Raw genomic sequence first — 22,850 nt, forward strand, 5'->3', positions numbered from 1 at the left:
GGGCTATGTCAGTCTGGGCCCTCGGCTTGAACCACACGACCGCGCCGCTCGACCTGCGCGGTCGTTTTGCGTTCGCCATCGACCAGATCGCCCCGACGCTGCACAGCCTGCGGCACTCTTTCGGGTCCCACCGGCACCCCAGCGTGGAGGCCGCGATCATCTCGACCTGCAACCGCACCGAGATCTATTGCGCCGCCGACCACCAGGCGCTCGACCACACGGTCGACTGGCTGGCCCAGAGCGGCGGCGTCGCTCCAGCCCTGCTTCGATCGCATGCCTACACGCTGCATGACGACCAGGCGGCGCGTCACGCGTTCCGGGTGGCCAGCGGACTCGATTCGATGGTGCTGGGCGAGGCCCAGATCCTCGGCCAGATGAAGGACGCCATCCGCGCCGCCGAAACCGCCGGCGCCCTCGGTAGCACGCTGAACCAACTGTTCCAGCGCTCCTTCGCCGTGGCCAAGGAAGTTCGCACGGCCACCGAGATCGGCGCGCATTCCATCAGCATGGCGGCCGCAGCGGTCCGGCTGGCCGGCCAGCTCTTCGAAGACCTGCAACGCACGCGCGTGCTTTTCGTCGGCGCCGGCGAGATGATCGACCTGGCGGTCACGCACTTTGCCGCCAAGCAGCCCAAGTCCATCGTCATCGCCAACCGCACGATCGAACGCGGCGAAAAGCTGGCCTCCCGCTTCGGCGGCGAAGCCATGCGGCTCGCGGATCTGCCGGGGCGCCTCGCCGAGTTCGACATCGTCGTGAGTTGCACCGCGAGCACGCTGCCGTTGATCGGCCTCGGCGCCGTGGAACGCGCACTCAAGCTGCGCAAGCACCGCCCGATGTTCATGGTGGACCTTGCCGTACCGCGCGACATCGAGCCCGAGGTCAAGGCGCTGGAAGACGTCTATCTCTATACGGTCGACGACCTCGCGCAGGTCGTGCAGCAGGGCCACGCCAACCGGCAGGCCGCCGTGGCGCAGGCCGAAGTCATCATCGATGCCGGTGTGCAGAGCTTCATGCACTGGCTGGACCAGCGCGGCACCGTGCCGCTGATCCGCCAGCTCAACGCCCAGACCGACGAATGGCGCGCCACCGAGCTGGCCCGGGCGCGCAAGCTGCTCGCCAAGGGCGAAAGCGTTGAGGCCGTGCTGGAAGCGCTGTCGCGCGGACTCACGCAGAAGATGCTGCACGGCGCCATGGCCGAGTTGCATGCCGGCGACGCCGTGGCGCGCGAGCACACGGCGCAGGCGATCTCGCGCCTTTTCCTGCGCAACGATCTTCGCGGCGATCCGCGCAAAGAACCTTAGCGACGCTCGTCGTCCGGCGGCACCTGCCGCCCCAAGCCGTTGCCGCGCCCGCGCGGCCCGTCCCTTTCGCCATTCCCTGCTGTCGTGAAACCATTCCTGCGTCACCAACTCGAGCGCTATGCGCAACGCCTCGGCGAACTGGACTTCCTGCTGTCGCGGGAGGACATCATGTCCGACATGGCGCAATACCGCACCATCTCGCGCGAGCACGCGGAGGTCACGCAGATTGCCGGCCGCTATGGCCGCTATGTCCAGCGCGAGGCTGATATGGCCGGCGCGCGCGAGATGCTCGACGAGCCCGACATGGCCGAGATGGCCCGGGAAGAGATCGCGAGCGCGGAGGCCGAGCTCGTCCAACTCGAGGACGAACTCCAGCGCCTGCTGCTGCCCAAGGACCCGGACGACGCCCGAAATGCCTTCCTCGAAATCCGCGCCGGCACGGGCGGTGACGAATCGGCTCTCTTCGCCGGCGACTTGCTGCGGATGTACACGCGCTACTCGGAGCGTGCGGGCTGGCGCTGCGAGATCGTGAGCGAAAGCGAGAGCGAACTCGGCGGCTACAAGGAAGTGGTGGTGCGCATCGTGGGCGACGACGTGTTCGGCAAGCTGCGCTTCGAATCCGGCGGCCACCGGGTGCAACGCGTTCCCGCGACCGAGACGCAAGGCCGAATCCACACCAGCGCCTGCACCGTCGCGGTGCTGGCCGAGCCGGACGAGACGCAGGCGGTACAGATCAATCCGGCCGACCTGCGCATCGACACCTATCGCGCCAGTGGCGCGGGCGGACAACACATCAACAAGACCGATTCGGCGGTGCGCATCACGCACATTCCCACCGGCATCGTCGCCGAGTGCCAGGACGACCGCAGCCAGCACCGCAACAAGGCCAAGGCGCTGCAGGTGCTGTCGGCACGCATCCAGGAAAAGGATCGCAGCGAGCGCGCTGCCAAGGATGCTGCACTGCGCAAGGGGCTGATCGGCAGCGGCGACCGAAGCGACCGCATCCGCACCTACAACTTTCCGCAAGGCCGGCTCACGGACCACCGCATCAACCTCACGCTGTACAAGTTGCTGGCCATCATGGAAGGCGACCTGGGTGACGTGCTGGCGGCGCTGCAGTCGGCACGCGAGGCGGAGCAGTTGGCCGAACTCGAAGCCAGCTTGCCAGCGTGACGCCTTCGGACATGCCATCGCCTTCCAGCGCGGTCCAGATGCTGGCCGCGGCTGCGGGCTTGGGCATCGAGCGGCTCGACGCGCAGCTCCTCTTGCTGCACGTGCTGGGCCGGCGCGGAAACGAGCGCGCCTGGCTGCTGGCCCACGACACAGACGTGCTGGCGGACGACGTGTGGCCCTCCTTTGCGCAGCTTTGCGCGCGCCGGGTCGCAGGAGAGCCGGTGGCCTATCTGGTCGGCGAGAAGGAATTTCACGGACTCGGCCTGCGGGTGGATCGGCGGGTGCTGGTGCCGCGGCCCGACACTGAAACGCTGGTCGAATGGGCGTTGCAGTGCCTGGATGGCCGGACGGCGCCGTCGGTGCTGGACCTCGGCACCGGCAGCGGCGCGATCGCGTTGGCGATCCAGCACGCGCGCCCGGACGCGCAGGTCACGGCCGTCGATGCCAGTGCCGATGCCTTGGCCGTCGCGAGCGCCAATGCAGCTCGGCTCGGGCTGGCGGTGCGCTTCAAGGAAGCCGACTGGCTGGCTGGCGCCGACGCGGGCCATGACCTGATCGTCTCGAACCCGCCCTATATCGCGGTCGGCGACTCTCACTTGCCGGCACTGCGCCACGAACCCGTTCAGGCGCTCGTTGCCGGCGCCGACGGCCTCGACGACATTCGCCGCATCGTGCAAGCAGCACCGGATCATCTGGCGGACGGCGGCTGGCTGATGCTCGAACACGGCTACGACCAGGCTGAAGCGGTGCGTCAACTGCTCGTGCAGCGCGGCTTCGACGAGGCCCAAAGCCGCGACGACCTCGCCGGCATCGCACGATGTTCCGGCGGGATCTGGCGCACGGTGAAATAATCCGCCCAGCCCAATTTCCAGGAGATCCCCATGTCCGAAGCCCAGCAACGCATCGACGACCTCGTCAAGACCAACGACCTCGTGCTCTTCATGAAGGGCAACGCCAGCTTCCCGATGTGCGGTTTTTCAGGCCGCGCGATCCAGATCCTCAAGGCCGTCGGTGTCGACACGCGAACGCTCAAGACCGTCAATGTGCTGGAAGACGACGCCATCCGCCAGGGCATCAAGGAATACAGCAACTGGCCGACCATCCCCCAGCTCTATGTGAAGGGCGAGTTTGTCGGCGGGTCGGACATCCTGATGGAGATGTACGAATCCGGCGAATTGCAGCAGATGCTGAACAACAGCCCAGCGTGACCATGTCTCGCCCCCAGGCTGCGCGCACTTCGTGTCGCTTCGCCTACCCCCTTCCGGGGGCAGCACCGACGGCCCGGCCAAGCCGGTTCCGCGGTGTTTCGCGGGAATCCAAACTGCCGGTACGGTCATGAGCCACGATCACGGCGATCACGGCGATCACGGGCATTCGCAAGCCGAAGGCGCCTGGAAGCATGACGGCGTGCGGGTGATCCCGGGCAACCAACTCGACACCAACACCGCGCAGACGCCCGGCATGAACCGGGCGGCTGCCATCAATTTCGCGCGGGTCGGGGCGCAGAAGCTCTGGGCGGGCACGGTCACCATCCATGCCAATGCCAAGACCGGCGCCCACCACCACGGCCACCTCGAATCCGTGATCTACGTGGTACGGGGACGCGCCCGCATGCGCTGGGGCGAGCGGCTGGAGTTCACGGCCGAAGCCGGTCCGGGTGACTTCATCTACGTGCCGCCCTATGTGCCGCACCAGGAAATCAACGCCAGCGAGACCGAAGCGCTCGAATGCGTGCTCTGCCGCAGCGATGGGCAGGCGGTCGCGATCAACCTGGACATCGAACCCGTCGAGAAGCCCGATACGGTGCTGTGGGTCGATCCGACCCACCCCCAAGGCGGCGTGTGACCGAGCCGCGACACAATTTCAAAACACTGAAAAGCGAGAAAACGTAGACATCCGGCGAACCCGGGCACGGCTTATGCTGTCCAAAGAGTGTTCGAAACCGGAGGTGTCCATGGATTCCCGCAGTCTCGTCCCCGCCTCGCCGGCATTCCAGCTGCCGGTGGCCCACCTGCGCAGCGTGTTCCAGACGCACGACGTCGAGCGCAAGCTCGCAAAGCTCCCCGATCGCGACCACGAACACCTGCGGACCACCTACGAGCGCATGCTCGAACGCGGCCCCGACCGCTTCCAGGTCAAGCCGAGCGGCGTTCCCGAAATGGCGGCGCTTTATGCGCAGTTGCCCAATTTCACCGAAGTGCTCGACGACGTGCGACGCCACGTCGCACTTGCGCAGGACAGCCGCGATGGCCTGGAAGTCACGCCGATGCTGCTGCTCGGTCCGCCCGGCATCGGCAAGACCCATTTCGCGAAGAAGCTGGCCGAGTTGCTCGGCACCGGCATGTCGCTGGTGCCCATGAATTCGATGACCGCCGGATGGCTGCTTTCGGGTGCCTCTTCGCAATGGAAGGGCGCCAAGCCCGGCAAGGTGTTCGAGGCGCTGGTCGATGGACAGTACGCGAACCCGGTGATGGTGATCGACGAGATCGACAAGGCTGGTGCCGACAGCCAGTACGACCCGCTCGGCGCGCTCTACAACCTTCTGGAGCACGACACCGCGCACGCTTTCGTCGATGAATTCGCCGAGGTGCCCATCGACGCCAGCCAGGTGATCTGGATCACCACGGCGAACGATGAGCGCAGCATTCCCGAGCCCATCCTGAACCGGATGAACGTGTTCGAGATCGAGGCTCCCTCGCCTGAAGCCGCGCGCCAGATCGCGCGGCAGCTCTACATCTCGATCCGCAGCGACCACGACTGGGGCCGGCTGCTGGCCGAGGAGCCCTCCGGGGACGTGCTCGACCATCTGGCCACGCTCGCCCCCCGCGAGATGCGCCGCGCGCTGATGACCGGCTTCGGCAATGCCCGACTGGCCGGACGCGACGAGATTCGCGTCGACGATCTCCCGCGTGCCAGCGTCGCCCGGAGCCGCATCGGGTTCGTCCAATAGAAGGCGTTCAACGGGTCATGGCACCATGTCGGTCTTCATCGACCGACCCATGACCCTGACCCAAAGCCTGCTGGTCATCGTTGCACTGATCGCAACGAGCGCCTTTTTCTCCCTCGCCGAAATCTCACTGGCCGCTTCCCGTCGCCTGCGCCTGCGCCAGATGGCGGACGAGGGCGACGTGCGCGCCGAGCGCGTGATGCGCATCCAGGAGCAGCCCGGCCACTATTTCACCGTCGTCCAGATCGGCCTCAATGCGGTCGCCATCCTCGGCGGCGTGGTCGGCGAAGGCTCGCTCAGCCCCTACTACGCGCGCCTGTTCGAAATGTGGCTCAGCGTGGAGGCATCGCAGAACGCCGCCTTCCTCGCATCCTTCGTCACGATCATCGCAGTCTTCCTGGTGTTCGCGGACCTGTTTCCCAAGCGGCTGGGGATGAGCAACCCGGAGCAGCTCGCAGTGCGCATGGTCGGACCGATGCAGGTCCTGATCACCACGTTCAAGCCGCTCGTCTGGTTCTTCACGGTCAGCACCGACCTGCTCTTCAAGCTGCTCGGCATGCCGAGCCAGCGCGACGAGAAGATCACGTCTGCCGACATTCTCGCCATGACCGAGGCCGGTGCACGCGCCGGGGTCCTCGCCGAGCGCGAACAGCAGGTGATCGCCAACGTGTTCGAGCTCGACACGCGGCTGGTCAACAGCGTGATGACGTCGCGCGATCGCATCGCTTGGTTCCTGCGTGACGACCCCGAGTCGGTGCTGCGTGCTCGCATCGTCGCGGAGCCTTTCTCGGCCTACCCGGTGTGCGAGGGCGATATCGACCACGTGCTGGGCTACGTCGACGCCAAGGACATGTTCCAGCGTGTGCTGAGCGGGCAGCCACTGTCTTTCGCGCAAGGCTTGCCATTGCACAAGGCGCTCGTCATCCCGGACCGGCTGTCGCTGACCGAGGTGCTCGAGCAGTTCCAGCAGGCGCACGAGGACTTCGCGATCATCGTCAACGAGTACAGCCTGGTGGTCGGCGTGATCACCCTCAACGACGTGATGAGCACGGTCATGGGTGACCTGGTCGGCGTTCAGGACGAGGAACAGCAGATCGTCAAGCGCGACGAGAACTCCTGGCTGATCGACGGCGTGACGCCGATCCAGGACGTGCAGCGCGCACTCGACATCGACGTGCTGCCCCATGACGACGAGTACGAAACACTCGCGGGCTTCCTGATGGTGATGCTGCGTCGCGTGCCCAAGAGGACCGACAGCGTGACCTGGGCCGGCTACACCTTCGAGGTGATGGACGTCGACAGCTTCCGCATCGACCAGGTGATGGTCACCCGCGCCAACGCCACGGGCAAGACCTGAGCCTCAGTCTTCCAGCCGGCGATCCTTGAAGACCCACAGTCGTTGGTTCGCAAAGACGGCGTCGGGGTAAGGCGCCCTGCCCCGGCTGCCGTTGTAGCGGCCGAGCGTCATGAACAGGTCGCCCCGTTCGCGCTCGAGGTAGTGCCGGAGGATCACGCAGCCGAATCGCAGGTTGGTCTGCATGTGGAACAGCTTGGAGGGATCGCTGTCGCCGATGACGCGTGTCCAGAAGGGCATGACCTGCATGTAGCCGCGCGCGCCAGCGCTCGATACGGCGAACTTTCGGAAGTTGCTCTCCACCTGGATCAGGCCGAGCACCAGACTGACATCGAGCCCCGAGCGACGCGACTCGTACCAGACAGTCTGCAGGAACTCCTTGCGCGTCGGCCAGTCGGGCAGTTTCTTCTTGAGCCGCTCGCTCATCTCGCCGAGCCATCGCAGGTAGGCAATGCGTGCCTCGGTGCTGCCGAACTCCGGCACCGGCGGCGCCTTGTTTTGGATCGCCGAGCTGAGCGCGGTGCGGACCGAGTCGATCAGCGGTTCCTCGATCTGCGCACCGGCCATGGCGCTGCGTGGCAGCACCAGGGACAGCGCCCCGGCAGCAGCGCTGCCGAGACACAGTCGTCGGGAAAGGCTGGACGCTGGCGCCCGCGCCGCAAGGCTCATGCCGCTGACAGCTTGCCGGTGAGGAATTCCGCGATGCCGGCTGCGGGCACCTTCGTTGCGGCGGTGTCGCGACGATGCTGGTACTCGAACTGGCCCTCCTTGAGGCCCCGGTCGGAGATCACGACGCGGTGTGGCACACCGATCAACTCCCAGTCGGCAAACATCGCGCCCGGGCGCTCGCCGCGATCGTCGAGCAAGACGTCGACGCCAGCCGAGAGCAATTGCTCGTAGAGGGCTTCGGCAGCGACCTTGACTTCCGCGCTGCGGTCCATCCCGATGGGGCAGACCACCACGGTGAAAGGCGCGATCGCGTCGGGCCAGATGATCCCGCGCTCGTCGTTGTTCTGTTCGATGGCCGCGGCCGGCAGCCGCGTGATGCCGATGCCATAGCACCCCATTTCGAGGAACTGGGGCTTGCCCGCTTCGTCGAGGAAGGTCGCATTCATCGGCTTGCTGTACTTGGTTCCAAGCACGAACACGTGGCCGACCTCGATGCCGCGTTCGATCGCCAGCAGGCCCTTGCCGTCGGGCGAGGCATCGCCGGCGACCACGTTGCGGATGTCGGCCACCGCATCGGGTTCGGGCAGATCACGACCCCAGTTGACGCCGGTGATATGGAAGTCGACCTCGTTGGCGCCGCAGATCCAGTCGGCCATGACGGCGACCTCGCGATCGGCGACGATCTTCACCGGCTGCTTCAGCTTGAGCGGGCCCAGGTAGCCGGGCTCGCTGCCGAAGTGCTCCTTGATCTCGGTGACGGTCGCGAAGCGGAAGCCGTTGTCCAGCCCCGGCACCTTGCTCACCTTGATCTCGTTCATGTCGTGGTCGCCACGAACCAGCAGCAGCCAGATCTGCGCGCCCTTGATGTTGCCGGTCGCATCCACGATGTCGGTGGCCAGGACGAGCGACTTGACGGTGGTCGAGAGCGGTACGCCCAGCAGCGCCGCCACATCCTCGCAGGTGCTCTTGCCCGGTGTGGGCGTGTTCGTCATCGGCTGGGTGGCGGCTGCCCGCGGACCGGCCGGCGCGAGCGCCTCGGCCTTTTCCATGTTGGCGGCGTAGTCGCTGTCGGGACAGTAGACGATCGCGTCCTCGCCCGTCGCAGCAATGACCTGGAACTCCTGGCTGACGTCGCCGCCGATGGCGCCGCTGTCCGCGGCCACGGCCCGGTAGCGAAGGCCGAAGCGGTCGAAGATCCGGCGATAGGCGTCCGCCATGACCTGGTAGCTGGCCTTCGCGGCATCGAGGTCGCGGTCGAAGCTGTAGGCGTCCTTCATGATGAACTCTCGCCCGCGCATCAGGCCGAAGCGCGGACGTCGCTCGTCGCGGAACTTGGTCTGGATCTGATAGAAATTCTTCGGCAGTTGCTTGTAGCTGCGGATCTCCTGCCGTGCGATGTCGGTCACGACTTCTTCGCTGGTCGGCTGGATCACGAAGGAGCGCTCGTGTCGGTCCTTGATGCGCAGCAACTCGGCGCCATAGCCCTGGAAGCGCCCGCTTTCTTCCCAGAATTCGGCTGGCTGCACCACGGGCATGGTGAGTTCGACCGCACCAGCCCGGTTCATTTCCTCACGCACGATCGCCTCGACCTTGCGGATCACCCGCAGCCCCATCGGCATGTACGTGTAGATGCCTGTCCCGAGCTTTTTGATCATGCCGGCGCGCATCATGAGCCGATGGCTCGCGACTTCGGCATCGGCCGGCGCTTCCTTGAGGGTGGAGATAAAGAATCGGGAAGCTTTCATCGGTCGCGGCGCAAAGGGCTACAGGTAGGAATGCTGGGGAGGCAGGCCTCGTGAGGACCTGGAACGGGTCGCTTGCCGAGTGCAACCCGGCATGCATAATCGACTCAGTTCAAAAATTGGGGTTTGATTATGCTCGACCGGGACGGCTTCAGGCCCAACGTCGGCATCATCCTGCTCAACCAGAGAAACCAGGTTTTCTGGGGTAAACGCATTCGCACCCATTCCTGGCAGTTTCCGCAAGGCGGCATCGATCGCGGCGAAAGTCCCGAGCAGGCCATGTTCCGGGAACTGCACGAGGAAGTAGGCCTCCATCCGGAGCATGTGCGCATCGTGGCCCGTACCCGTGACTGGTTGCGCTACGAGGTGCCGGATCGGTTCATCCGCCGTGACGCGCGCGGCCACTACAAGGGCCAGAAGCAGATCTGGTATTTGCTGCAACTGATAGGGCACGACTGGGACCTGAACCTGCGTGCCACCGACCATCCGGAGTTCGACGCCTGGCGTTGGCACGACTACTGGGTCCCGCTGGACGTGGTGGTCGAATTCAAGCGCGGCGTCTATGAGATGGCGCTGACCGAACTCGCCCGCTACCTGCCCCGGCAGGATTTCCGTAACCGCTTCCTGCGCAGCAACGTGCGCGCTCGCGAATTCGAGCGCCATCCGCCGGCTGCAGGCCATGAATCCCACTTCGAACTGCCCCCGGGGGCAAGTTTCGACCCGAATCCCAATGCCTCTCATCCAGCGCCCGACCCCAGCGACCCTCTTCACTTGCAGCGCTAAGCATGTTCTCGTCCTGACCGTTGCCAGCATGGTCGCCGCGTGCGGTTCGGGTTCAAGAAATACCGACAACCCGGACTGGGCGCAATCCGGCATGCCGCCGCCGCCCAGCGTGACGGCTCAGGCCGATGAATGGAAAGAAGGCGCAGTGCCGCCTCCTCCCGCCTTCGATGAAAAGAGGCTGCTCCCGATCGAGATGCCGCCCCACCTGAGCTTGAAGTACGGGATCGACCCGGCCACCATCGCGTTGACCGGCGACGGCATGGTTCGCTACGTGATCGTGGCCAGCAACAAGGCCGGCGGCGCCACCAATGCGTTCTACGAAGGCGTGCGCTGCGAGACCGAAGAGGTGAAGCAGTACGCCCGCTTCAACCAGGGGGCCTGGCACAACGTGTCCAATCCGGAATGGAAGCGTATCAACGACCGAAATTCCCGCTATGCCAAGGAGTTGTCCGCGCAAGCCCTTTGCCGTGGTCACGCCCCTCGTGCATCGGTCAGCGAGATGATCAGGCAGTTGAAGGAGCCGATCCGCGAGGTCCAGTAGGGTGCTTCAGCGCCCGTCGGGCATCAGCACCATGTTGTCGCGGTGGACCATCTCCGGCTCCGCGACATAGCCCAGCAGACGCTCGAACTCCGACGAAGGCTTGCGGCACAGCATCCGCGCTTCGACGCTCGAGTAGTTGGCCAGCCCGCGGCCCAACTCGGCGCCCTGCTGGTCCCGGATGGCGATCACGTCGCCCCGCGAGAATTCGCCCTCCACCGCGGTCATGCCGATCGGCAGCAGGCTCTTGCCCTCACCGCGCACCTTGGCAGCGGCGCCGGCGTCCACGAGGACAGCGCCCCGCAACTGCAAATGGTCCGCCATCCAGCGCTTGCGCGCCTGGTGCTTGGCAGTTTGCGCCACCAATAGCGTGCCAATGGGCTCCCCACGCGTCAGGCGCAAGAGCGCATCCGGCTCGCGGCCCCAAGCGATGACCGTGGACGCGCCAGAGCCGGCAGCGCGCTTGGCTGCGAGGATCTTCGTGATCATGCCGCCGCGGCCGATGCTGCTGCCGGCGCCGCCAGCCATCGCTTCGAGCACGGGGTCGCCTGCGGCCGCCTCGTGCACGAAGCGGGCATTGGGGTCCTTGCGAGGATCGGCGCTGAACAGGCCCTTTTGATCGGTCAGGATCACGAGGGCATCGGCTTCCACCAGGTTGGCGACCAACGCGCCCAGGGTGTCGTTGTCACCGAACTTGATCTCGTCGTTGACGACCGTGTCGTTCTCATTGATGACCGGCACGACACCCAGCGCGAGCAAGGTGACGAGGGTGGAGCGCGCGTTCAGATAGCGCTCGCGATCGGCCAGATCGGCGTGCGTCAGGAGCACCTGGGCGCTGCCGATGCCGTTTTCGCGCAGCTTGGTCTCGTACATCTGCGCCAGACCCATCTGGCCGACAGCGGCAGCGGCCTGCAGTTCATGGATTTCGTGAGGACGCACACGCCAACCCAGCCGCTTCATGCCTTCGGCGATGGCGCCGCTCGACACCATCACTACCTCCCGCCCGTCGCGCACCAGCGTGGCGAGTTGTCTGCACCATTCCCCGATGGCGCTCTCGTCCAGGCCACGGCCTTCATTGGTGACAAGGCTGGAGCCGACCTTGACGACGATGCGCCGAGCGTCACGAAGGGCAGTGGAACCGGTGCTGGAGGTCATTGGAGCTGTTGCGGTCGGGGAATGCTGCCGGAATCACGGTCCCGGCACTCAGGAAAAACGCGGATCGATCTCCGTCGAGGGCTGCTCGGCCACCTGCTGCGCCTTGACGTGCTGGTAGATCGCTTGCACCAGCGGCTCGCAACCCTCGCGCGTCAGCGCCGAGATCTCGAAGACGGGACCCTTGAACCGCAGCCGCTTGACGAAGTCCTTGACGCGCGCGGCACGCTCGTCGGTTGGCACCATGTCGAGCTTGTTCAAGACCAGCCAACGCGGCTTTTCATACAGGGCCGCGTCGTACTTCTTGAGTTCGCCCACGATGGCCTTGGCTTGGGCGACCGGATCGACACTTTCGTCGAACGGTGCCATGTCGATCACGTGCAACAGCAGGCGGGTGCGCTGCAAGTGCCGCAGGAACAGGTGACCGAGCCCGGCGCCTTCGGAAGCGCCCTCGATCAACCCTGGAAGATCGGCCACGACGAAGCTCTGCTCCGGACCAACGCGCACCACACCGAGGTTCGGGTGCAGCGTGGTGAAGGGGTAGTCGGCGATGCGCGGGCGCGCATTGGAAATGGCACTGATGAGCGTCGACTTGCCGGCATTCGGCATGCCCAGCAGGCCCACATCGGCCAGCACCTTCAGCTCGAGCTTGAGGTTCTTCTTTTCACCGGGCCAGCCGGGAGTCTTCTGACGAGGTGCGCGGTTGATGGCGCTCTTGAAGCGCATGTTGCCGAAACCGCCGTCGCCGCCCTTGGCGATGGTGATCACCTCGCCCGGCGTCAGCAGTTCGTACAGCACCTCGCCCGTTTCGGCGTCGGAAATGATCGTGCCGACGGGCATCTTCAGGGTGACGTCGTCGCCGGCGGCGCCGAACATGTCCGACCCCATGCCGTGCTGACCGCGCTTGGCGTCGTGGCGGCGCGAGAAACGGAAGTCGACGAGCGTGTTCAGGTTCGGGTCGGCCACGGCAAAGACATGGCCGCCTCGGCCGCCGTCACCGCCGTTCGGCCCGCCGAACTCCTTGTACTTCTCATGGCGGAACGACACACAGCCGTTGCCACCGTCGCCAGCGGCAACGTCAATGAAGGCTTCGTCCACGAACTTCATGAGATGTCCAGTTTACAAATGAAGAAGCCCCGGCAAAGCGGGGCTTCGAAAAGATCGAAGTGACTGGCTCAGGCCGGGGTCACGTTGACCGTGTGCTTGTTCAGTGCACCCTTGGTACCGAACGACACGTGGCCGTCGACCAGGGCGAACAGCGTGTGGTCCTTGCCCACGCCGACGTTGACGCCGGGGTGGAACTGGGTACCGCGCTGGCGCACGATGATCGAGCCTGCGCTGATCAGTTCACCACCAAACGCCTTCACGCCGAGCATCTTGGGCTTCGAATCGCGCCCGTTTCGCGTAGAGCCGCCGCCTTTTTTCTGTGCCATGGAATCAGCTCCTTAGCCGGCGATCGCGCCGATTTGCAGCTCGGTGAACTGCTGGCGATGGCCTTGACGTTTCTGATAGTGCTTGCGACGGCGCATCTTGAAGATGCGAACCTTGTCGTGCTTGCCGTGCGACAGTACCGTGACTGTTACCGTTGCGCCGGACACCAGGGGCGTACCAACCTTGATTGCGCTGCCGTCGCCGACTGCGAGCACTTGGTCGATCACGATTTCCTGGCCTACGTCCGCAGCAATCTGTTCTACTTTGATTTTCTCGCCGGAAGCAACGCGATACTGCTTGCCGCCGGTTTTTATGACCGCGTACATGTTGACCTCTTGGGAATAAGATGGCTCCACGGCGAATTCCGCAGAGCCCTAGATTCTAGCACGACAGGCATTTTCCGAGCCACCGGGCGGTAGCGGAGGCGAATCGGGCGGATTCGTCTCCCTATAATCTGCGACTTCCAGCCCTGCCATCGTCGCATCCCACGCAGCGCGCAAGCGCCCTTGCTTTGCCAGTTCCCGCCGCCGACACCTCCCCCGCCGCTGCCGTTCTCGACCTCATCGCTGAAGACATGGCGGGAGTCGACCGCGTGATCAGCCGCCGGCTCGACACCGGCGTGCCGCTGGTGCGGCAGGTTTCCAAATACATCATCTCCGCCGGAGGCAAGCGGTTGCGGCCCGCATTGCTCCTTCTCATGACCGGCGCGCTGGGTTATCGCGAGGAGCAGCGCTTCAACCTGGCGGCGGTCGTCGAATTCATCCACACGGCAACCCTGCTGCACGACGACGTCGTCGACGAATCCACGCTTCGCCGAGGCCGCCCCACCGCGAACGAGTCGTTCGGAAACCCGGCGAGCGTTCTCGTCGGCGACTTCCTCTATTCGCGCGCCTTCCAGATGATGCTGGATGCCAACGACGTCCGGGTCATGGAGATCCTGGCGGACGCAACCAACGTCATCGCCGAAGGCGAAGTGCTTCAGTTGATGAACATGCACGACGCCTCCCTCGACGAGGAAGCGTACCTTCGGGTGATTCGCTCGAAGACAGCCAAGCTGTTCGAAGCGAGCACGCGCCTTGCAGCCGTGCTGGCCGGGGCGACGCCTGAAGTCGAAGAGGCCTGCGCGACCTACGGGCAGGCGCTGGGTACCGCGTTCCAGGTCATCGACGACGTCCTGGACTACGCCGGCAACGCCAACGAGACGGGCAAGAACGTCGGCGATGACCTTCGCGAAGGCAAGACCACGCTGCCGCTGATTCTCGCCATGCAGCGGGGCACACCAGAGCAGCGCGACCTGATCAGCGCAGCCATCGAAGCCGGCGACACGACACAATTGCCTCAAATCGTGGCCATCGTGCGCGAAACGGGCGCTCTGGAAGCCACCCGCGCCGCCGCCGCCGCAGAGGCCCAACGCGCAATGGACGCACTGCGTGGTTTTCCTGCGAATCCGCACTCCGCGGGTTTGCTACAATTAGCGGCTCAGTTGCTTGAGCGACGCGCCTAAGTCACCACGAAGGACGACTCTCTCTCTTTTTGCAACCATCGGGGTGTAGCTTAGCCTGGTAGAGCGCTACGTTCGGGACGTAGAGGCCGGAGGTTCGAATCCTCTCACCCCGACCAGCCTTTTGGGCTGTAATTGCCAAATGCTGCGCGCTCAATTGCACGCGCAGCGGTTTACAGTCCATGGGCGATCAGCGATGATCGTGAAGCAATTTTTCACGTCTCTTACATTCGTTGAATGGCCGCCGCCGAACCCCTCGTCAAAGAAAGCACGTCGATCGCCCTTCCCGGGCTCGCACGCGCGCTGGTCTCGGCCGGAAAGCTGGCCGCGAAGGCCGCGGAAGACATCTACCAGAAGTCGCTGAGCGCGCGGACCAGCTTCATTGCGGAATTGACCGGTACCGGCGCAGTGTCGGCGGCCGACCTGGCCCACACCCTGTCGAGTGCGTTCGGCGCTCCCCTCCTCGATCTGGACGCCATCGACCCCCAGCGCCTTCCGAAGGACCTTCTGGACGCCAAGCTGTGCCAGGCCTACCGGGTTGTCGTCCTGAGCAAGCGCAACAATCGTCTCATTGTTGCAACAGCTGACCCTTCGGACCAGCAGGCCGCGGAAAAAATAAAGTTCGCGTCCCAGATGGGCGTCGACTGGGTCATTGCGGAATACGACAAGCTCTCTCGCATGATCGAAGCGGCGGCAGTCACTGCAGCCGAGACCATCGACAGCATCGTTGGCGCCGAGTTCGAGTTCGACGAAGTCTCCGCGGATACCTCCAACGAGACCGCCGACCCGGCAGTTGCCGAGGTCGAGGACGCTCCGGTCGTCCGGTTCCTGCACAAGATGCTGCTCGATGCATTCAGCATGCGGGCGTCGGACATTCATTTCGAACCCTACGAGCACAACTACCGCGTGCGCTTCCGTGTCGACGGCGAGCTGCGCGAGATCGCGAGTCCGCCAACGGTCATCAAGGACAAGCTCGCGTCGCGCATCAAGGTCATTTCCCGGCTGGACATCTCCGAAAAGCGAGTGCCCCAAGACGGCCGGATGAAGCTCAAGATCGGTCCGGAACGCGTGATCGATTTTCGGGTGAGCACCCTGCCCACGCTGTTCGGCGAGAAGATCGTGATCCGTATCCTGGATCCGAGCAGCGCACGCCTCGGTATCGATGCACTCGGCTACGACGCTGACGAAAAGGAGCGCTTGCTTCACGCCATCGGTCGACCGTATGGCATGGTTCTGGTCACCGGTCCGACCGGTTCCGGCAAGACCGTGTCGCTCTACACCTGCCTGAACCTGCTCAACAAGCCCGGGGTGAACATCGCCACGGCGGAAGATCCGTCCGAAATCAACCTGCCGGGCGTCAACCAGGTCAACGTCAACGAACGGGCGGGCCTGACTTTCGCTACGGCGCTGCGCGCCTTCCTGCGACAGGATCCGGACATCATCATGGTCGGCGAAATTCGCGACCTCGAAACCGCCGACATCTCTATCAAGGCCGCGCAGACGGGCCACCTGGTCCTCTCGACCCTGCATACCAACGATGCGCCGACAACGCTCACACGGATGCGCAACATGGGCATCGCGCCCTTCAACATCGCGTCCAGCGTCATCCTCATCACCGCGCAGCGGCTTGCGCGGCGACTGTGCACCGTTTGCCGCGCTCCCGCCGATGTACCGAAGCAGGCATTGATCGACGCCGGCTTCAAGCCTCACGATCTGGACAATTCCTGGAAGCCCTATCACCCGGTCGGTTGCTCGGCGTGCAATGGCGGGTACAAGGGTCGTGTCGGCATTTATCAGGTGATGCCGATCAGCGAAGAGATCCAGAAGATCATCCTTCGCGATGGAAGCGCGCTCGACATCGCGCGGCAGGCCGAAGCCGAAGGCGTGCGCTCGCTGCGCCAGTCGGGCCTCAAGAAAGTCATGCAGGGACTGACCTCACTGGAAGAAGTGCTGGCAGTCACCAACGAATAGCATCGAGAAGCGGAGATTCAATGGCAACGGCAGCAGCATCCAACCGAACCTTCAAGGAATACGTCTTTGAGTGGGAGGGCAAGGATCGAAACGGCAAGACGGTGCGCGGTGAAGTACGCGCGGCCGGCGAGAACCAGGTGCAGGCGGCACTGCGGCGCCAGGGCGTGCTCACGACCAAGATCAAGAAGCGGCGCATGCGCTCCGGCAAGGCCATCAAGCCGAAGGACATCGCCATCTTCACCCGCCAGTTGGCAACCATGATGAAAGCCGGCGTCCCGCTGCTGCAGGCTTTCGACATCGTCGGTCGCGGCAATGCGAATCCCAGTGTCGCCAAGCTGCTCAACGACATCCGCAGCGACGTCGAAACGGGCACATCGCTGTCGTCCGCGTTCCGCAAGTTCCCCAAGTACTTCGACAGTCTCTACTGCAACCTGGTCGAGGCCGGCGAGGCCGCAGGTATTCTGGAAGACCTGCTCGACCGCCTCGCCACCTACATGGAGAAGACGGAGGCGATCAAGTCGAAGATCAAGTCGGCGCTCATGTACCCGACGTCGGTGATCGTCGTGGCGTTCGTGGTGGTGGCGATCATCATGATCTTCGTGATCCCGGCATTCAAGCAGGTGTTCACTTCATTCGGCGCGGACCTGCCCGCTCCGACGTTGTTCGTCATGGCGATCAGCGAGTTCTTCGTGGCCTATTGGTGGTTGATCTTCGGCGTGATCGGCGGTGGCCTCTACTTCTTCATGCAGGCCTGGAAGCGCAACGAACGCGTCCAACAGGTCATGGACCGTCTCCTTTTGCGTGTGCCGATCTTTGGCGACCTGATCGACAAATCGTGCGTCGCGCGCTGGACCCGGACGCTGGCGACCATGTTCGCCGCGGGCGTGCCGCTGGTCGAAGCGCTCGATTCCGTCGGGGGTGCATCGGGCAACTCCGTGTATGCGGAAGCCACGACCAAGATCCAGCAGGAAGTCTCGACCGGGACCAGCCTCACGACGGCGATGACCAACGCCAACCTGTTCCCATCGATGGTGCTGCAGATGACCGCCATCGGCGAGGAGTCGGGCTCGATCGACCACATGCTGGGCAAGGCGGCCGACTTCTACGAATCCGAGGTCGACGACATGGTGGCCGGCCTTTCCAGCTTGATGGAACCCATCATCATTGTGTTCCTGGGTGTGATCATCGGCGGGATCGTGGTCTCGATGTACCTGCCCATCTTCAAGCTCGGCCAGGTCGTCTGATGCTCGTTTCGCAGGGGGTGGACGCCGCGCTGGCCGGCGTGCTGGGGCTCTTGATCGGCAGTTTCCTCAATGTCGTGATCTATAGGCTGCCCAAGATGCTCGAAGCACAGTGGGCGGCCGAATGCGCCAGCGCAGGCGGCGGCGACGCCGCGCCTGCCGAGCGATTCAACCTCATGGTTCCGCATTCGCGCTGCCAGCAATGCGGGCATGCGATTCGCTGGTATGAGAATGTCCCCGTGCTGAGCTATCTCGTGCTGCGCGGAAAGTGCTCGGCTTGCGGGACATCGATCAGCATGCGCTATCCGGTGGTCGAACTGGTGACCGGCGCGCTCTTCGCCTGGTGCGTGTGGCGCATGCCCGGGCAGATCGGCAGCCTGGCGTGGTGCGGCTTTGCGGCGGCGCTGCTTGCATTGGCGCTCATCGATTGGGACACGACGCTGCTGCCGGACGACATCACGCTCCCCTTGCTGTGGGCCGGCCTTCTGGCCTCCATCGCCGGCTTTACCGGAGTGCCGCTTGCGAGCGCCGTCTGGGGTGCAGTCGCGGGCTATCTCTCCCTATGGGCCATCTACTGGCTCTTCAAGCTCACCACGGGCAAGGAGGGCATGGGCTATGGAGATTTCAAGCTCTTCGCCGCTTTCGGAGCGTGGTTCGGATGGCAAGCGCTGGTGCCCATCATCCTGATGGCGTCCGTCATCGGCGTGGTCGTCGGCCTTGCGCTCAAGTTCAGCAGCAGGTTGCGCGAAGGTGGCTACGTGCCCTTCGGACCCTTCCTCGCCGGTGCCGGCTTGACGGCCATGATCTTCGGACCGGACGCGATTCTCCGCGTGGCCGGCCTCTAGGGCGAGAGGCCATGCGCATCGGCTTGACCGGCGGCATCGGCAGCGGCAAGAGCACTGTCGCGAGCATGCTGGTCTCGTTGGGCGCGAAGCTGGTCGATACGGATGCGATTGCGCGGTCGGTTGCCGAGCCCCGGGGGGCCGCAATGCCGGCCCTCGAAGCAGAATTCGGCCAGTCCATCCTTGCCGAGGACGGAGGCATGGACAGGGCGCGCATGCGAAGCCTGGTGTTCGCCGACATTCAAGCCAAGAAGCGGCTTGAGTCGATCCTTCATCCTCTCATCGGCGCGGAATGCGAGCGCCAGGCAGCCGCGGCGGCCTCGGGGCAAGCCATCGTATTCGACGTACCTCTCCTGGTCGAATCAGGACGCTGGCGCGCCATCGTCGATCGGGTGCTCGTGATCGACGCCACTGAAGAAACCCAGTTGCGTCGCGTCTTGACGCGTTCGGGCTGGGCGTCCGAGGCGGTTCGTGCGGTCATCGCGCAACAGGCCGAGCGTGCCCACCGCAGGGCCGCGGCCGACGCCGTGATCTTCAACGAGAACCTGGCGATGCCGGAACTCGCCTCCGAAGTACAGGATCTGTGGACGCGGTGGACAGGTATCGTCGCGCGATAATCAGTCGGCCGACCGGCCCATGCGCCGGATAACAAGAATGCGGAGCGCGAGACGGCTCCGCGAGCCACTTCCCACAAGATGCTCTTCAATTCGTACGCGTTCATATTCTGTTTTTTCCCGATCGTCTTTTTCGGGTTCTTCCTGATCGGTAAGCAGAACGCGCGTGCGGCAGCCGGCTTTCTCGCCCTGGCGTCGCTGTTCTTCTATGGCTGGTGGAGCGTCCAGGCGCTGCCGCTGCTGGTGGGATCGATCTGCTTCAACTACTGGGCGGGACTGCGCCTGACGCGAGGCCCCGGACGAACCGATGCTGGGCGAAAGCGCATGCTGGTATTTGCGCTGGTGGTCAATCTAGGGGTCCTCGCGACCTTCAAGTATGCGAATTTCTTCGTCAGCAATGTGAATGAGGGGCTCGGCGCGGCCGGGTACTCGCCGTTGCCGCTTCTGCATGTGGCCCTGCCCATTGGCATTTCCTTCTACACCTTCACGCAGATCGCCTTCCTGGTCGACTGCTGGCAGGACAAGGTCCACGAGCGCAGCTTCATTCACTACGTGCTGTTCGTCACCTATTTCCCGCACCTGATCGCCGGGCCGGTGCTTCATCACGCGCAAATGATGCCGCAGTTCGCGAATCCGGCGACCTACCGGATGGACTTGAACAAGGTTTCGCTGGGGCTCGCGATCTTCGTCTTCGGCCTGGCCAAGAAGCTCCTCATCGGCGATCGGATGGGAGAGTACGCGGACCTGATGTTCACCGGGGTGCACAACGGCACCCTTCCGACGCTGTACACCGCGTGGCTCGGCGTGATGGCCTATACGCTGCAGATCTACTTCGACTTTTCAGGCTACTCGGACATGGCCGTGGGCCTGTCGCTGTGCCTGGGCGTGCAGTTGCCGCTCAACTTCAATTCGCCCTACAAGTCGACCAGCATCATCGAGTTCTGGCGCCGCTGGCACATTTCGCTGTCCACCTTCTTGCGCGACTATCTTTATGTACCCCTGGGTGGGAACCGAAAGGGGCCGGCGCGGCGCTATCTGAACCTATTCCTCACCATGCTGCTGGGCGGACTCTGGCACGGCGCTGCCTGGACGTTCGTGATCTGGGGTGCGCTGCATGGCACCTTCCTGATGATCAATCACCTGTGGAACGCAAAGGTGCGCCGCAACGCGGCGCCCGGGCGCCTGGCCCGCGTGCTTGGCTGGCTCCTCACCTTCATCTGCGTGATGATCGCGTGGGTAGTCTTCCGTGCCGAAAGCATGAATGCGGCGATCGACATCTACAAAGGCATGCTGGGAATGCACGGTACCGCGCTTGGGGCTTTCCATGAATTCGGGCCCGTGCCGATCCGCAAGCCGGAGTTCTTCCAAACCATGCTGGTGGGTCTGTTCATCTGCCTCGTATTGCCGCCTACCATCACGCTGCAGCGCTGGGTACCTCAAGCCCAGGCGCTGGCCGGACGCCCGCGCGTCGCCAGGATCTTCACCGCGCTGATGGCGCTTGCGACAGTGATCCTGCTCGGACTCTGCGTGTCGAAGCTGGGCTCCTACAGCCCCTTCCTCTATTTCCAGTTCTGATATGACGCCCGCAAAACTCTGGCTGCAGATCTTTCTGGCCGGCTTTGCCATCATCGTGGCGATGCTGGTCACCACCTTGGCAACGACCGTTCCGTATGGCGATCTGTCCCGGATCGGCCAGATTTCGGATAACGAGTTCGGGTGGCAACTGGCCCAACCACACGTCGAACCGCAATACCTCCGCGCGTCGCCAGTGTCCGAAGCGGACATCCTTGTCATCGGCGACAGCTTTTCAATGACTTACCGATGGCAATCGGTGCTCACCAGAGCCGGCTATCGCGTCACGACAATCTACTGGGGCCAGATCGGAGAAGCGCTCTGTCAAGATTTCGACGCGTGGCTGGATAGCGCCGGGTTCCGCGGCAAGCTGGTCGTGCTCGAAAGCGTCGAGCGCCTACTCGGCGATCGCCTCGCCAAGACACAAAATTGCGCGAAGATGCAAAAGCCATTCGAATCCAAGACCGAGCCCTTCGTCTCGCCTCCCGAGCAAGTGCCAGGCTTTGAACTCAACTGGAAAGGCAAGCTGACAACCGGCTACAAGACCTACAGGAATACGCAAAAGGCCAAGGAATCGGCCGGCGAGACCCTGGCAAGCAAGCAAACATGGGCCCGCCCCGTCGTCGACGGCTGTTCGATGTTCAGCAGCCGTCTGTGCAACAAGGCATTGTTCTTCAAGGACGACGACGACAATGGCGAGATCACGCCGGAGAATGTGCGGCAAATGCGCGCGTTCTCCGACGCTCACCCAACCCGCTCCATCATGTGGATGGTGATTCCGAACAAGACGACGATCTACGTCAAGCCGGATCATTCGAAAGATTTTGTGACGGCGTTTCGCGACGCGGGCCTCGGCCCCGACCTTTTCACCTTTGCCATGGAGCAGAAGACGAAGGTTCGTGACTTCTATTTCCCCAATGACACCCATTTGTCGATGCATGGCCAATTGATCCTCGGGCAGCGCATGCTGGAGTCGGTGCGCAAGATACTGCCCGAGCCGCGCGCCAAGGCGTCTTGAAGCTATCATCCCGACAGGAAGCCCTCACGCGTGATCCTTTACGAGTACCCATTCAACGAGCGCATCCGGACCTACTTGCGGCTGGAGCACCTGTTCCGCCGTCTTGGGGAACTGGTCCCGGCCGATTCGGCCCTCTTGCACCACTACGCCCTCGTCACGATCTTCGAGATCATGGACGTGGCAGCGCGTGCCGATCTGAAGGCCGATGTCCTGAGGGACTTGGACAAGCACAAGAACGTGTTCAACAGCTACCGCGGCAATCCGGCTATCGCCGAAACGGTGCTGGATCAGGTGGTGAGCAAGCTGGAGAGCAACTTCACCACGCTCAACACGGTACCGGGCAAGGCCGGCCAGGCGTTGACCGAGAACGAATGGCTGATGAGCATCCGCAGCCGTGCCGGCATTCCCGGCGGTACCTGCGAATTCGACCTGCCCGCGTACTACGCCTGGCAAAACCGCCGGGCTCCGGAGCGGCGAGCCGACCTCGAGCGCTGGTCCTCCACGCTCGCACCCTTGGCCGAGTCCATCTACCTGCTGCTCAAACTGCTGCGCGATGCCGACGTTCCCTACAAGGTCATCGCAACGAATGGACAGTTTCAGCAAACCCTGCCACAAGGTCGGAGCTTCCAGCTCCTGCGCCTGCGCATCGACCCGAAACTGGGCCTGATTCCCGAGATCAGCGGCAATCGGCTGATGGTATCGGTGCGACTGATGCGCCACGAGGCCGACGACCGCCTGCACCACAGCACGGATGACACACCTTTCGAACTGACTCTCTGCGCATGAGCGGCACCCCTTCCTTTGGCGAGCGCATCGTGCGCTGTCCGGCGTGCGGCCAGGACAGCATCTACGCACCGAGCAACCCCTACCGGCCCTTCTGCAGTGCGCGCTGCAAGGGCATCGATCTGGGTGCCTGGGCAAGTGAAGAGTTCAGGATGCCAGCAGATGCGCCGCCGGACGACGACCCGTTCGGCGACCCCAAGCGGCAGCAATAGCTCGTC

General features: G+C 64.0%; 24 protein-coding genes and 1 tRNA gene. 19 read left to right on the top strand and 6 right to left on the bottom strand.

The window, feature by feature from the left end; translation table 11 throughout:
- Positions 1-5: 5 nt before the first annotated feature.
- From hemA to paeA, 7 genes are all read left to right on the top strand, one after another.
- Positions 6-1,301 carry a glutamyl-tRNA reductase gene (gene hemA / locus QTH97_RS16180; RefSeq protein ID WP_286569322.1) on the top strand — a complete coding sequence of 432 codons (1,296 nt, stop codon included), beginning with the start codon at positions 6-8 and terminating at the stop codon, positions 1,299-1,301.
- Positions 1,302-1,385: 84 nt separating this feature from the next.
- A complete protein-coding gene (gene prfA, locus QTH97_RS16185) occupies positions 1,386-2,474 on the top strand; it encodes a peptide chain release factor 1 (RefSeq protein ID WP_286569323.1) in 1,089 nt (362 codons plus the stop codon).
- Between the two features lie 11 nt (positions 2,475-2,485).
- A complete protein-coding gene (gene prmC, locus QTH97_RS16190; protein WP_286569324.1) occupies positions 2,486-3,325 on the top strand; it encodes a peptide chain release factor N(5)-glutamine methyltransferase in 840 nt (279 codons plus the stop codon).
- Positions 3,326-3,355: 30 nt separating this feature from the next.
- Entirely contained in the window at positions 3,356-3,682 is a 327-nt protein-coding gene (grxD, locus tag QTH97_RS16195; RefSeq protein WP_286569326.1) for a Grx4 family monothiol glutaredoxin, read from the top strand.
- A gap of 127 nt (positions 3,683-3,809) precedes the next feature.
- Positions 3,810-4,319, top strand: a complete 510-nt coding sequence (locus QTH97_RS16200) for a cupin domain-containing protein (protein ID WP_286569328.1) — start codon at positions 3,810-3,812, stop codon at positions 4,317-4,319.
- Between the two features lie 109 nt (positions 4,320-4,428).
- Positions 4,429-5,424 carry an AAA family ATPase gene (locus tag QTH97_RS16205; protein WP_286569329.1) on the top strand — a complete coding sequence of 332 codons (996 nt, stop codon included), beginning with the start codon at positions 4,429-4,431 and terminating at the stop codon, positions 5,422-5,424.
- Positions 5,425-5,473: 49 nt separating this feature from the next.
- Positions 5,474-6,778 carry a polyamine export protein PaeA gene (paeA, locus tag QTH97_RS16210; RefSeq protein ID WP_286569330.1) on the top strand — a complete coding sequence of 435 codons (1,305 nt, stop codon included), beginning with the start codon at positions 5,474-5,476 and terminating at the stop codon, positions 6,776-6,778.
- A 3-nt stretch (positions 6,779-6,781) separates the two neighbouring features.
- Here paeA and QTH97_RS16215 read toward each other — a convergent pair whose 3' ends face one another.
- Positions 6,782-7,444, bottom strand: a complete 663-nt coding sequence (locus QTH97_RS16215; RefSeq protein ID WP_286569332.1) for a lytic transglycosylase domain-containing protein — start codon at positions 7,442-7,444, stop codon at positions 6,782-6,784.
- Entirely contained in the window at positions 7,441-9,189 is a 1,749-nt protein-coding gene (locus QTH97_RS16220; protein WP_286569334.1) for a proline--tRNA ligase, read from the bottom strand. The genes QTH97_RS16215 and QTH97_RS16220 overlap by 4 nt, the downstream gene beginning before the upstream one ends.
- A gap of 129 nt (positions 9,190-9,318) precedes the next feature.
- Here QTH97_RS16220 and QTH97_RS16225 point away from each other — a divergent pair, with 129 nt between their 5' ends.
- Complete coding sequence (locus QTH97_RS16225; protein WP_286569335.1) at positions 9,319-9,969, top strand: RNA pyrophosphohydrolase; 651 nt, start codon at positions 9,319-9,321, stop codon at positions 9,967-9,969.
- A 91-nt stretch (positions 9,970-10,060) separates the two neighbouring features.
- Positions 10,061-10,510: a CNP1-like family protein gene (locus tag QTH97_RS16230; RefSeq protein WP_286569337.1), complete on the top strand. Its 450-nt coding sequence runs from the start codon at positions 10,061-10,063 to the stop codon at positions 10,508-10,510.
- Positions 10,511-10,516: 6 nt separating this feature from the next.
- Here the strand turns inward: QTH97_RS16230 and proB are convergent, their stop codons facing one another.
- From proB to rplU, 4 genes are all read right to left on the bottom strand, one after another.
- Positions 10,517-11,662, bottom strand: a complete 1,146-nt coding sequence (gene proB / locus QTH97_RS16235; RefSeq protein ID WP_286569338.1) for a glutamate 5-kinase — start codon at positions 11,660-11,662, stop codon at positions 10,517-10,519.
- A gap of 48 nt (positions 11,663-11,710) precedes the next feature.
- Entirely contained in the window at positions 11,711-12,766 is a 1,056-nt protein-coding gene (gene cgtA / locus QTH97_RS16240; protein WP_286569340.1) for an Obg family GTPase CgtA, read from the bottom strand.
- Positions 12,767-12,834: 68 nt separating this feature from the next.
- Positions 12,835-13,092, bottom strand: a complete 258-nt coding sequence (gene rpmA / locus QTH97_RS16245) for a 50S ribosomal protein L27 (RefSeq protein WP_093105745.1) — start codon at positions 13,090-13,092, stop codon at positions 12,835-12,837.
- Between the two features lie 12 nt (positions 13,093-13,104).
- Entirely contained in the window at positions 13,105-13,416 is a 312-nt protein-coding gene (gene rplU, locus QTH97_RS16250; protein ID WP_077001508.1) for a 50S ribosomal protein L21, read from the bottom strand.
- 185 nt (positions 13,417-13,601) lie between these two features.
- On the opposite strand from rplU, the gene QTH97_RS16255 reads away from it, so the two are divergent.
- From QTH97_RS16255 to QTH97_RS16300, 10 genes are all read left to right on the top strand, one after another.
- On the top strand, positions 13,602-14,594 hold the full coding sequence (locus tag QTH97_RS16255) for a polyprenyl synthetase family protein (protein ID WP_286569344.1): 993 nt from the start codon (positions 13,602-13,604) through the stop codon (positions 14,592-14,594).
- Between the two features lie 39 nt (positions 14,595-14,633).
- Positions 14,634-14,710 (top strand) — tRNA-Pro (locus tag QTH97_RS16260).
- Positions 14,711-14,828: 118 nt separating this feature from the next.
- On the top strand, positions 14,829-16,562 hold the full coding sequence (gene pilB, locus QTH97_RS16265; RefSeq protein WP_286569345.1) for a type IV-A pilus assembly ATPase PilB: 1,734 nt from the start codon (positions 14,829-14,831) through the stop codon (positions 16,560-16,562).
- A 20-nt stretch (positions 16,563-16,582) separates the two neighbouring features.
- The gene (locus QTH97_RS16270) at positions 16,583-17,806 is read left to right on the top strand and encodes a type II secretion system F family protein (protein WP_286569346.1); all 1,224 of its coding nucleotides are present in this window, start codon (positions 16,583-16,585) and stop codon (positions 17,804-17,806) included.
- A complete protein-coding gene (locus QTH97_RS16275; RefSeq protein ID WP_286569348.1) occupies positions 17,806-18,648 on the top strand; it encodes a prepilin peptidase in 843 nt (280 codons plus the stop codon). The genes QTH97_RS16270 and QTH97_RS16275 overlap by 1 nt, the downstream gene beginning before the upstream one ends.
- Before the next feature lie 11 nt (positions 18,649-18,659).
- The gene (coaE, locus tag QTH97_RS16280) at positions 18,660-19,262 is read left to right on the top strand and encodes a dephospho-CoA kinase (protein ID WP_286569349.1); all 603 of its coding nucleotides are present in this window, start codon (positions 18,660-18,662) and stop codon (positions 19,260-19,262) included.
- 78 nt (positions 19,263-19,340) lie between these two features.
- Positions 19,341-20,834: an MBOAT family O-acyltransferase gene (locus tag QTH97_RS16285; protein WP_286569350.1), complete on the top strand. Its 1,494-nt coding sequence runs from the start codon at positions 19,341-19,343 to the stop codon at positions 20,832-20,834.
- A 1-nt stretch (position 20,835) separates the two neighbouring features.
- Positions 20,836-21,849 carry an alginate O-acetyltransferase AlgX-related protein gene (locus tag QTH97_RS16290; RefSeq protein ID WP_286569351.1) on the top strand — a complete coding sequence of 338 codons (1,014 nt, stop codon included), beginning with the start codon at positions 20,836-20,838 and terminating at the stop codon, positions 21,847-21,849.
- Positions 21,850-21,879: 30 nt separating this feature from the next.
- Positions 21,880-22,635: a cell division protein ZapD gene (gene zapD, locus QTH97_RS16295; protein WP_286569353.1), complete on the top strand. Its 756-nt coding sequence runs from the start codon at positions 21,880-21,882 to the stop codon at positions 22,633-22,635.
- Entirely contained in the window at positions 22,632-22,844 is a 213-nt protein-coding gene (locus QTH97_RS16300) for a DNA gyrase inhibitor YacG (protein WP_286569354.1), read from the top strand. The genes zapD and QTH97_RS16300 overlap by 4 nt, the downstream gene beginning before the upstream one ends.
- The last annotated feature ends 6 nt before the right edge of the window (positions 22,845-22,850 follow it).

The sequence above is a fragment of the Variovorax gracilis genome, from assembly GCF_030317115.1.
Taxonomy (GTDB): Bacteria; Pseudomonadota; Gammaproteobacteria; order Burkholderiales; family Burkholderiaceae_C; genus Variovorax; species Variovorax gracilis.

What these genes read in the sequence shown, in the direction of transcription:
- hemA (WP_286569322.1), top strand. Translation starts at nt 6, where the DNA reads ATGTCAGTCTGGGCCCTCGGCTTGAACCACACGACCGCGCCGCTCGAC.
- QTH97_RS16225 (WP_286569335.1), top strand. Translation starts at nt 9,319, where the DNA reads ATGCTCGACCGGGACGGCTTCAGGCCCAACGTCGGCATCATCCTGCTC.
- proB (WP_286569338.1), bottom strand. Translation starts at nt 11,662, where the DNA reads ATGACCTCCAGCACCGGTTCCACTGCCCTTCGTGACGCTCGGCGCATC.
- QTH97_RS16290 (WP_286569351.1), top strand. Translation starts at nt 20,836, where the DNA reads ATGACGCCCGCAAAACTCTGGCTGCAGATCTTTCTGGCCGGCTTTGCC.
- rplU (WP_077001508.1), bottom strand. Translation starts at nt 13,416, where the DNA reads ATGTACGCGGTCATAAAAACCGGCGGCAAGCAGTATCGCGTTGCTTCC.
- rpmA (WP_093105745.1), bottom strand. Translation starts at nt 13,092, where the DNA reads ATGGCACAGAAAAAAGGCGGCGGCTCTACGCGAAACGGGCGCGATTCG.
- QTH97_RS16300 (WP_286569354.1), top strand. Translation starts at nt 22,632, where the DNA reads ATGAGCGGCACCCCTTCCTTTGGCGAGCGCATCGTGCGCTGTCCGGCG.
- QTH97_RS16285 (WP_286569350.1), top strand. Translation starts at nt 19,341, where the DNA reads ATGCTCTTCAATTCGTACGCGTTCATATTCTGTTTTTTCCCGATCGTC.
- QTH97_RS16275 (WP_286569348.1), top strand. Translation starts at nt 17,806, where the DNA reads ATGCTCGTTTCGCAGGGGGTGGACGCCGCGCTGGCCGGCGTGCTGGGG.
- coaE (WP_286569349.1), top strand. Translation starts at nt 18,660, where the DNA reads ATGCGCATCGGCTTGACCGGCGGCATCGGCAGCGGCAAGAGCACTGTC.
- QTH97_RS16220 (WP_286569334.1), bottom strand. Translation starts at nt 9,189, where the DNA reads ATGAAAGCTTCCCGATTCTTTATCTCCACCCTCAAGGAAGCGCCGGCC.
- grxD (WP_286569326.1), top strand. Translation starts at nt 3,356, where the DNA reads ATGTCCGAAGCCCAGCAACGCATCGACGACCTCGTCAAGACCAACGAC.
- QTH97_RS16205 (WP_286569329.1), top strand. Translation starts at nt 4,429, where the DNA reads ATGGATTCCCGCAGTCTCGTCCCCGCCTCGCCGGCATTCCAGCTGCCG.
- paeA (WP_286569330.1), top strand. Translation starts at nt 5,474, where the DNA reads ATGACCCTGACCCAAAGCCTGCTGGTCATCGTTGCACTGATCGCAACG.
- QTH97_RS16270 (WP_286569346.1), top strand. Translation starts at nt 16,583, where the DNA reads ATGGCAACGGCAGCAGCATCCAACCGAACCTTCAAGGAATACGTCTTT.
- QTH97_RS16230 (WP_286569337.1), top strand. Translation starts at nt 10,061, where the DNA reads ATGCCGCCGCCGCCCAGCGTGACGGCTCAGGCCGATGAATGGAAAGAA.
- prmC (WP_286569324.1), top strand. Translation starts at nt 2,486, where the DNA reads ATGCCATCGCCTTCCAGCGCGGTCCAGATGCTGGCCGCGGCTGCGGGC.
- cgtA (WP_286569340.1), bottom strand. Translation starts at nt 12,766, where the DNA reads ATGAAGTTCGTGGACGAAGCCTTCATTGACGTTGCCGCTGGCGACGGT.
- pilB (WP_286569345.1), top strand. Translation starts at nt 14,829, where the DNA reads ATGGCCGCCGCCGAACCCCTCGTCAAAGAAAGCACGTCGATCGCCCTT.
- QTH97_RS16215 (WP_286569332.1), bottom strand. Translation starts at nt 7,444, where the DNA reads ATGAGCCTTGCGGCGCGGGCGCCAGCGTCCAGCCTTTCCCGACGACTG.
- QTH97_RS16200 (WP_286569328.1), top strand. Translation starts at nt 3,810, where the DNA reads ATGAGCCACGATCACGGCGATCACGGCGATCACGGGCATTCGCAAGCC.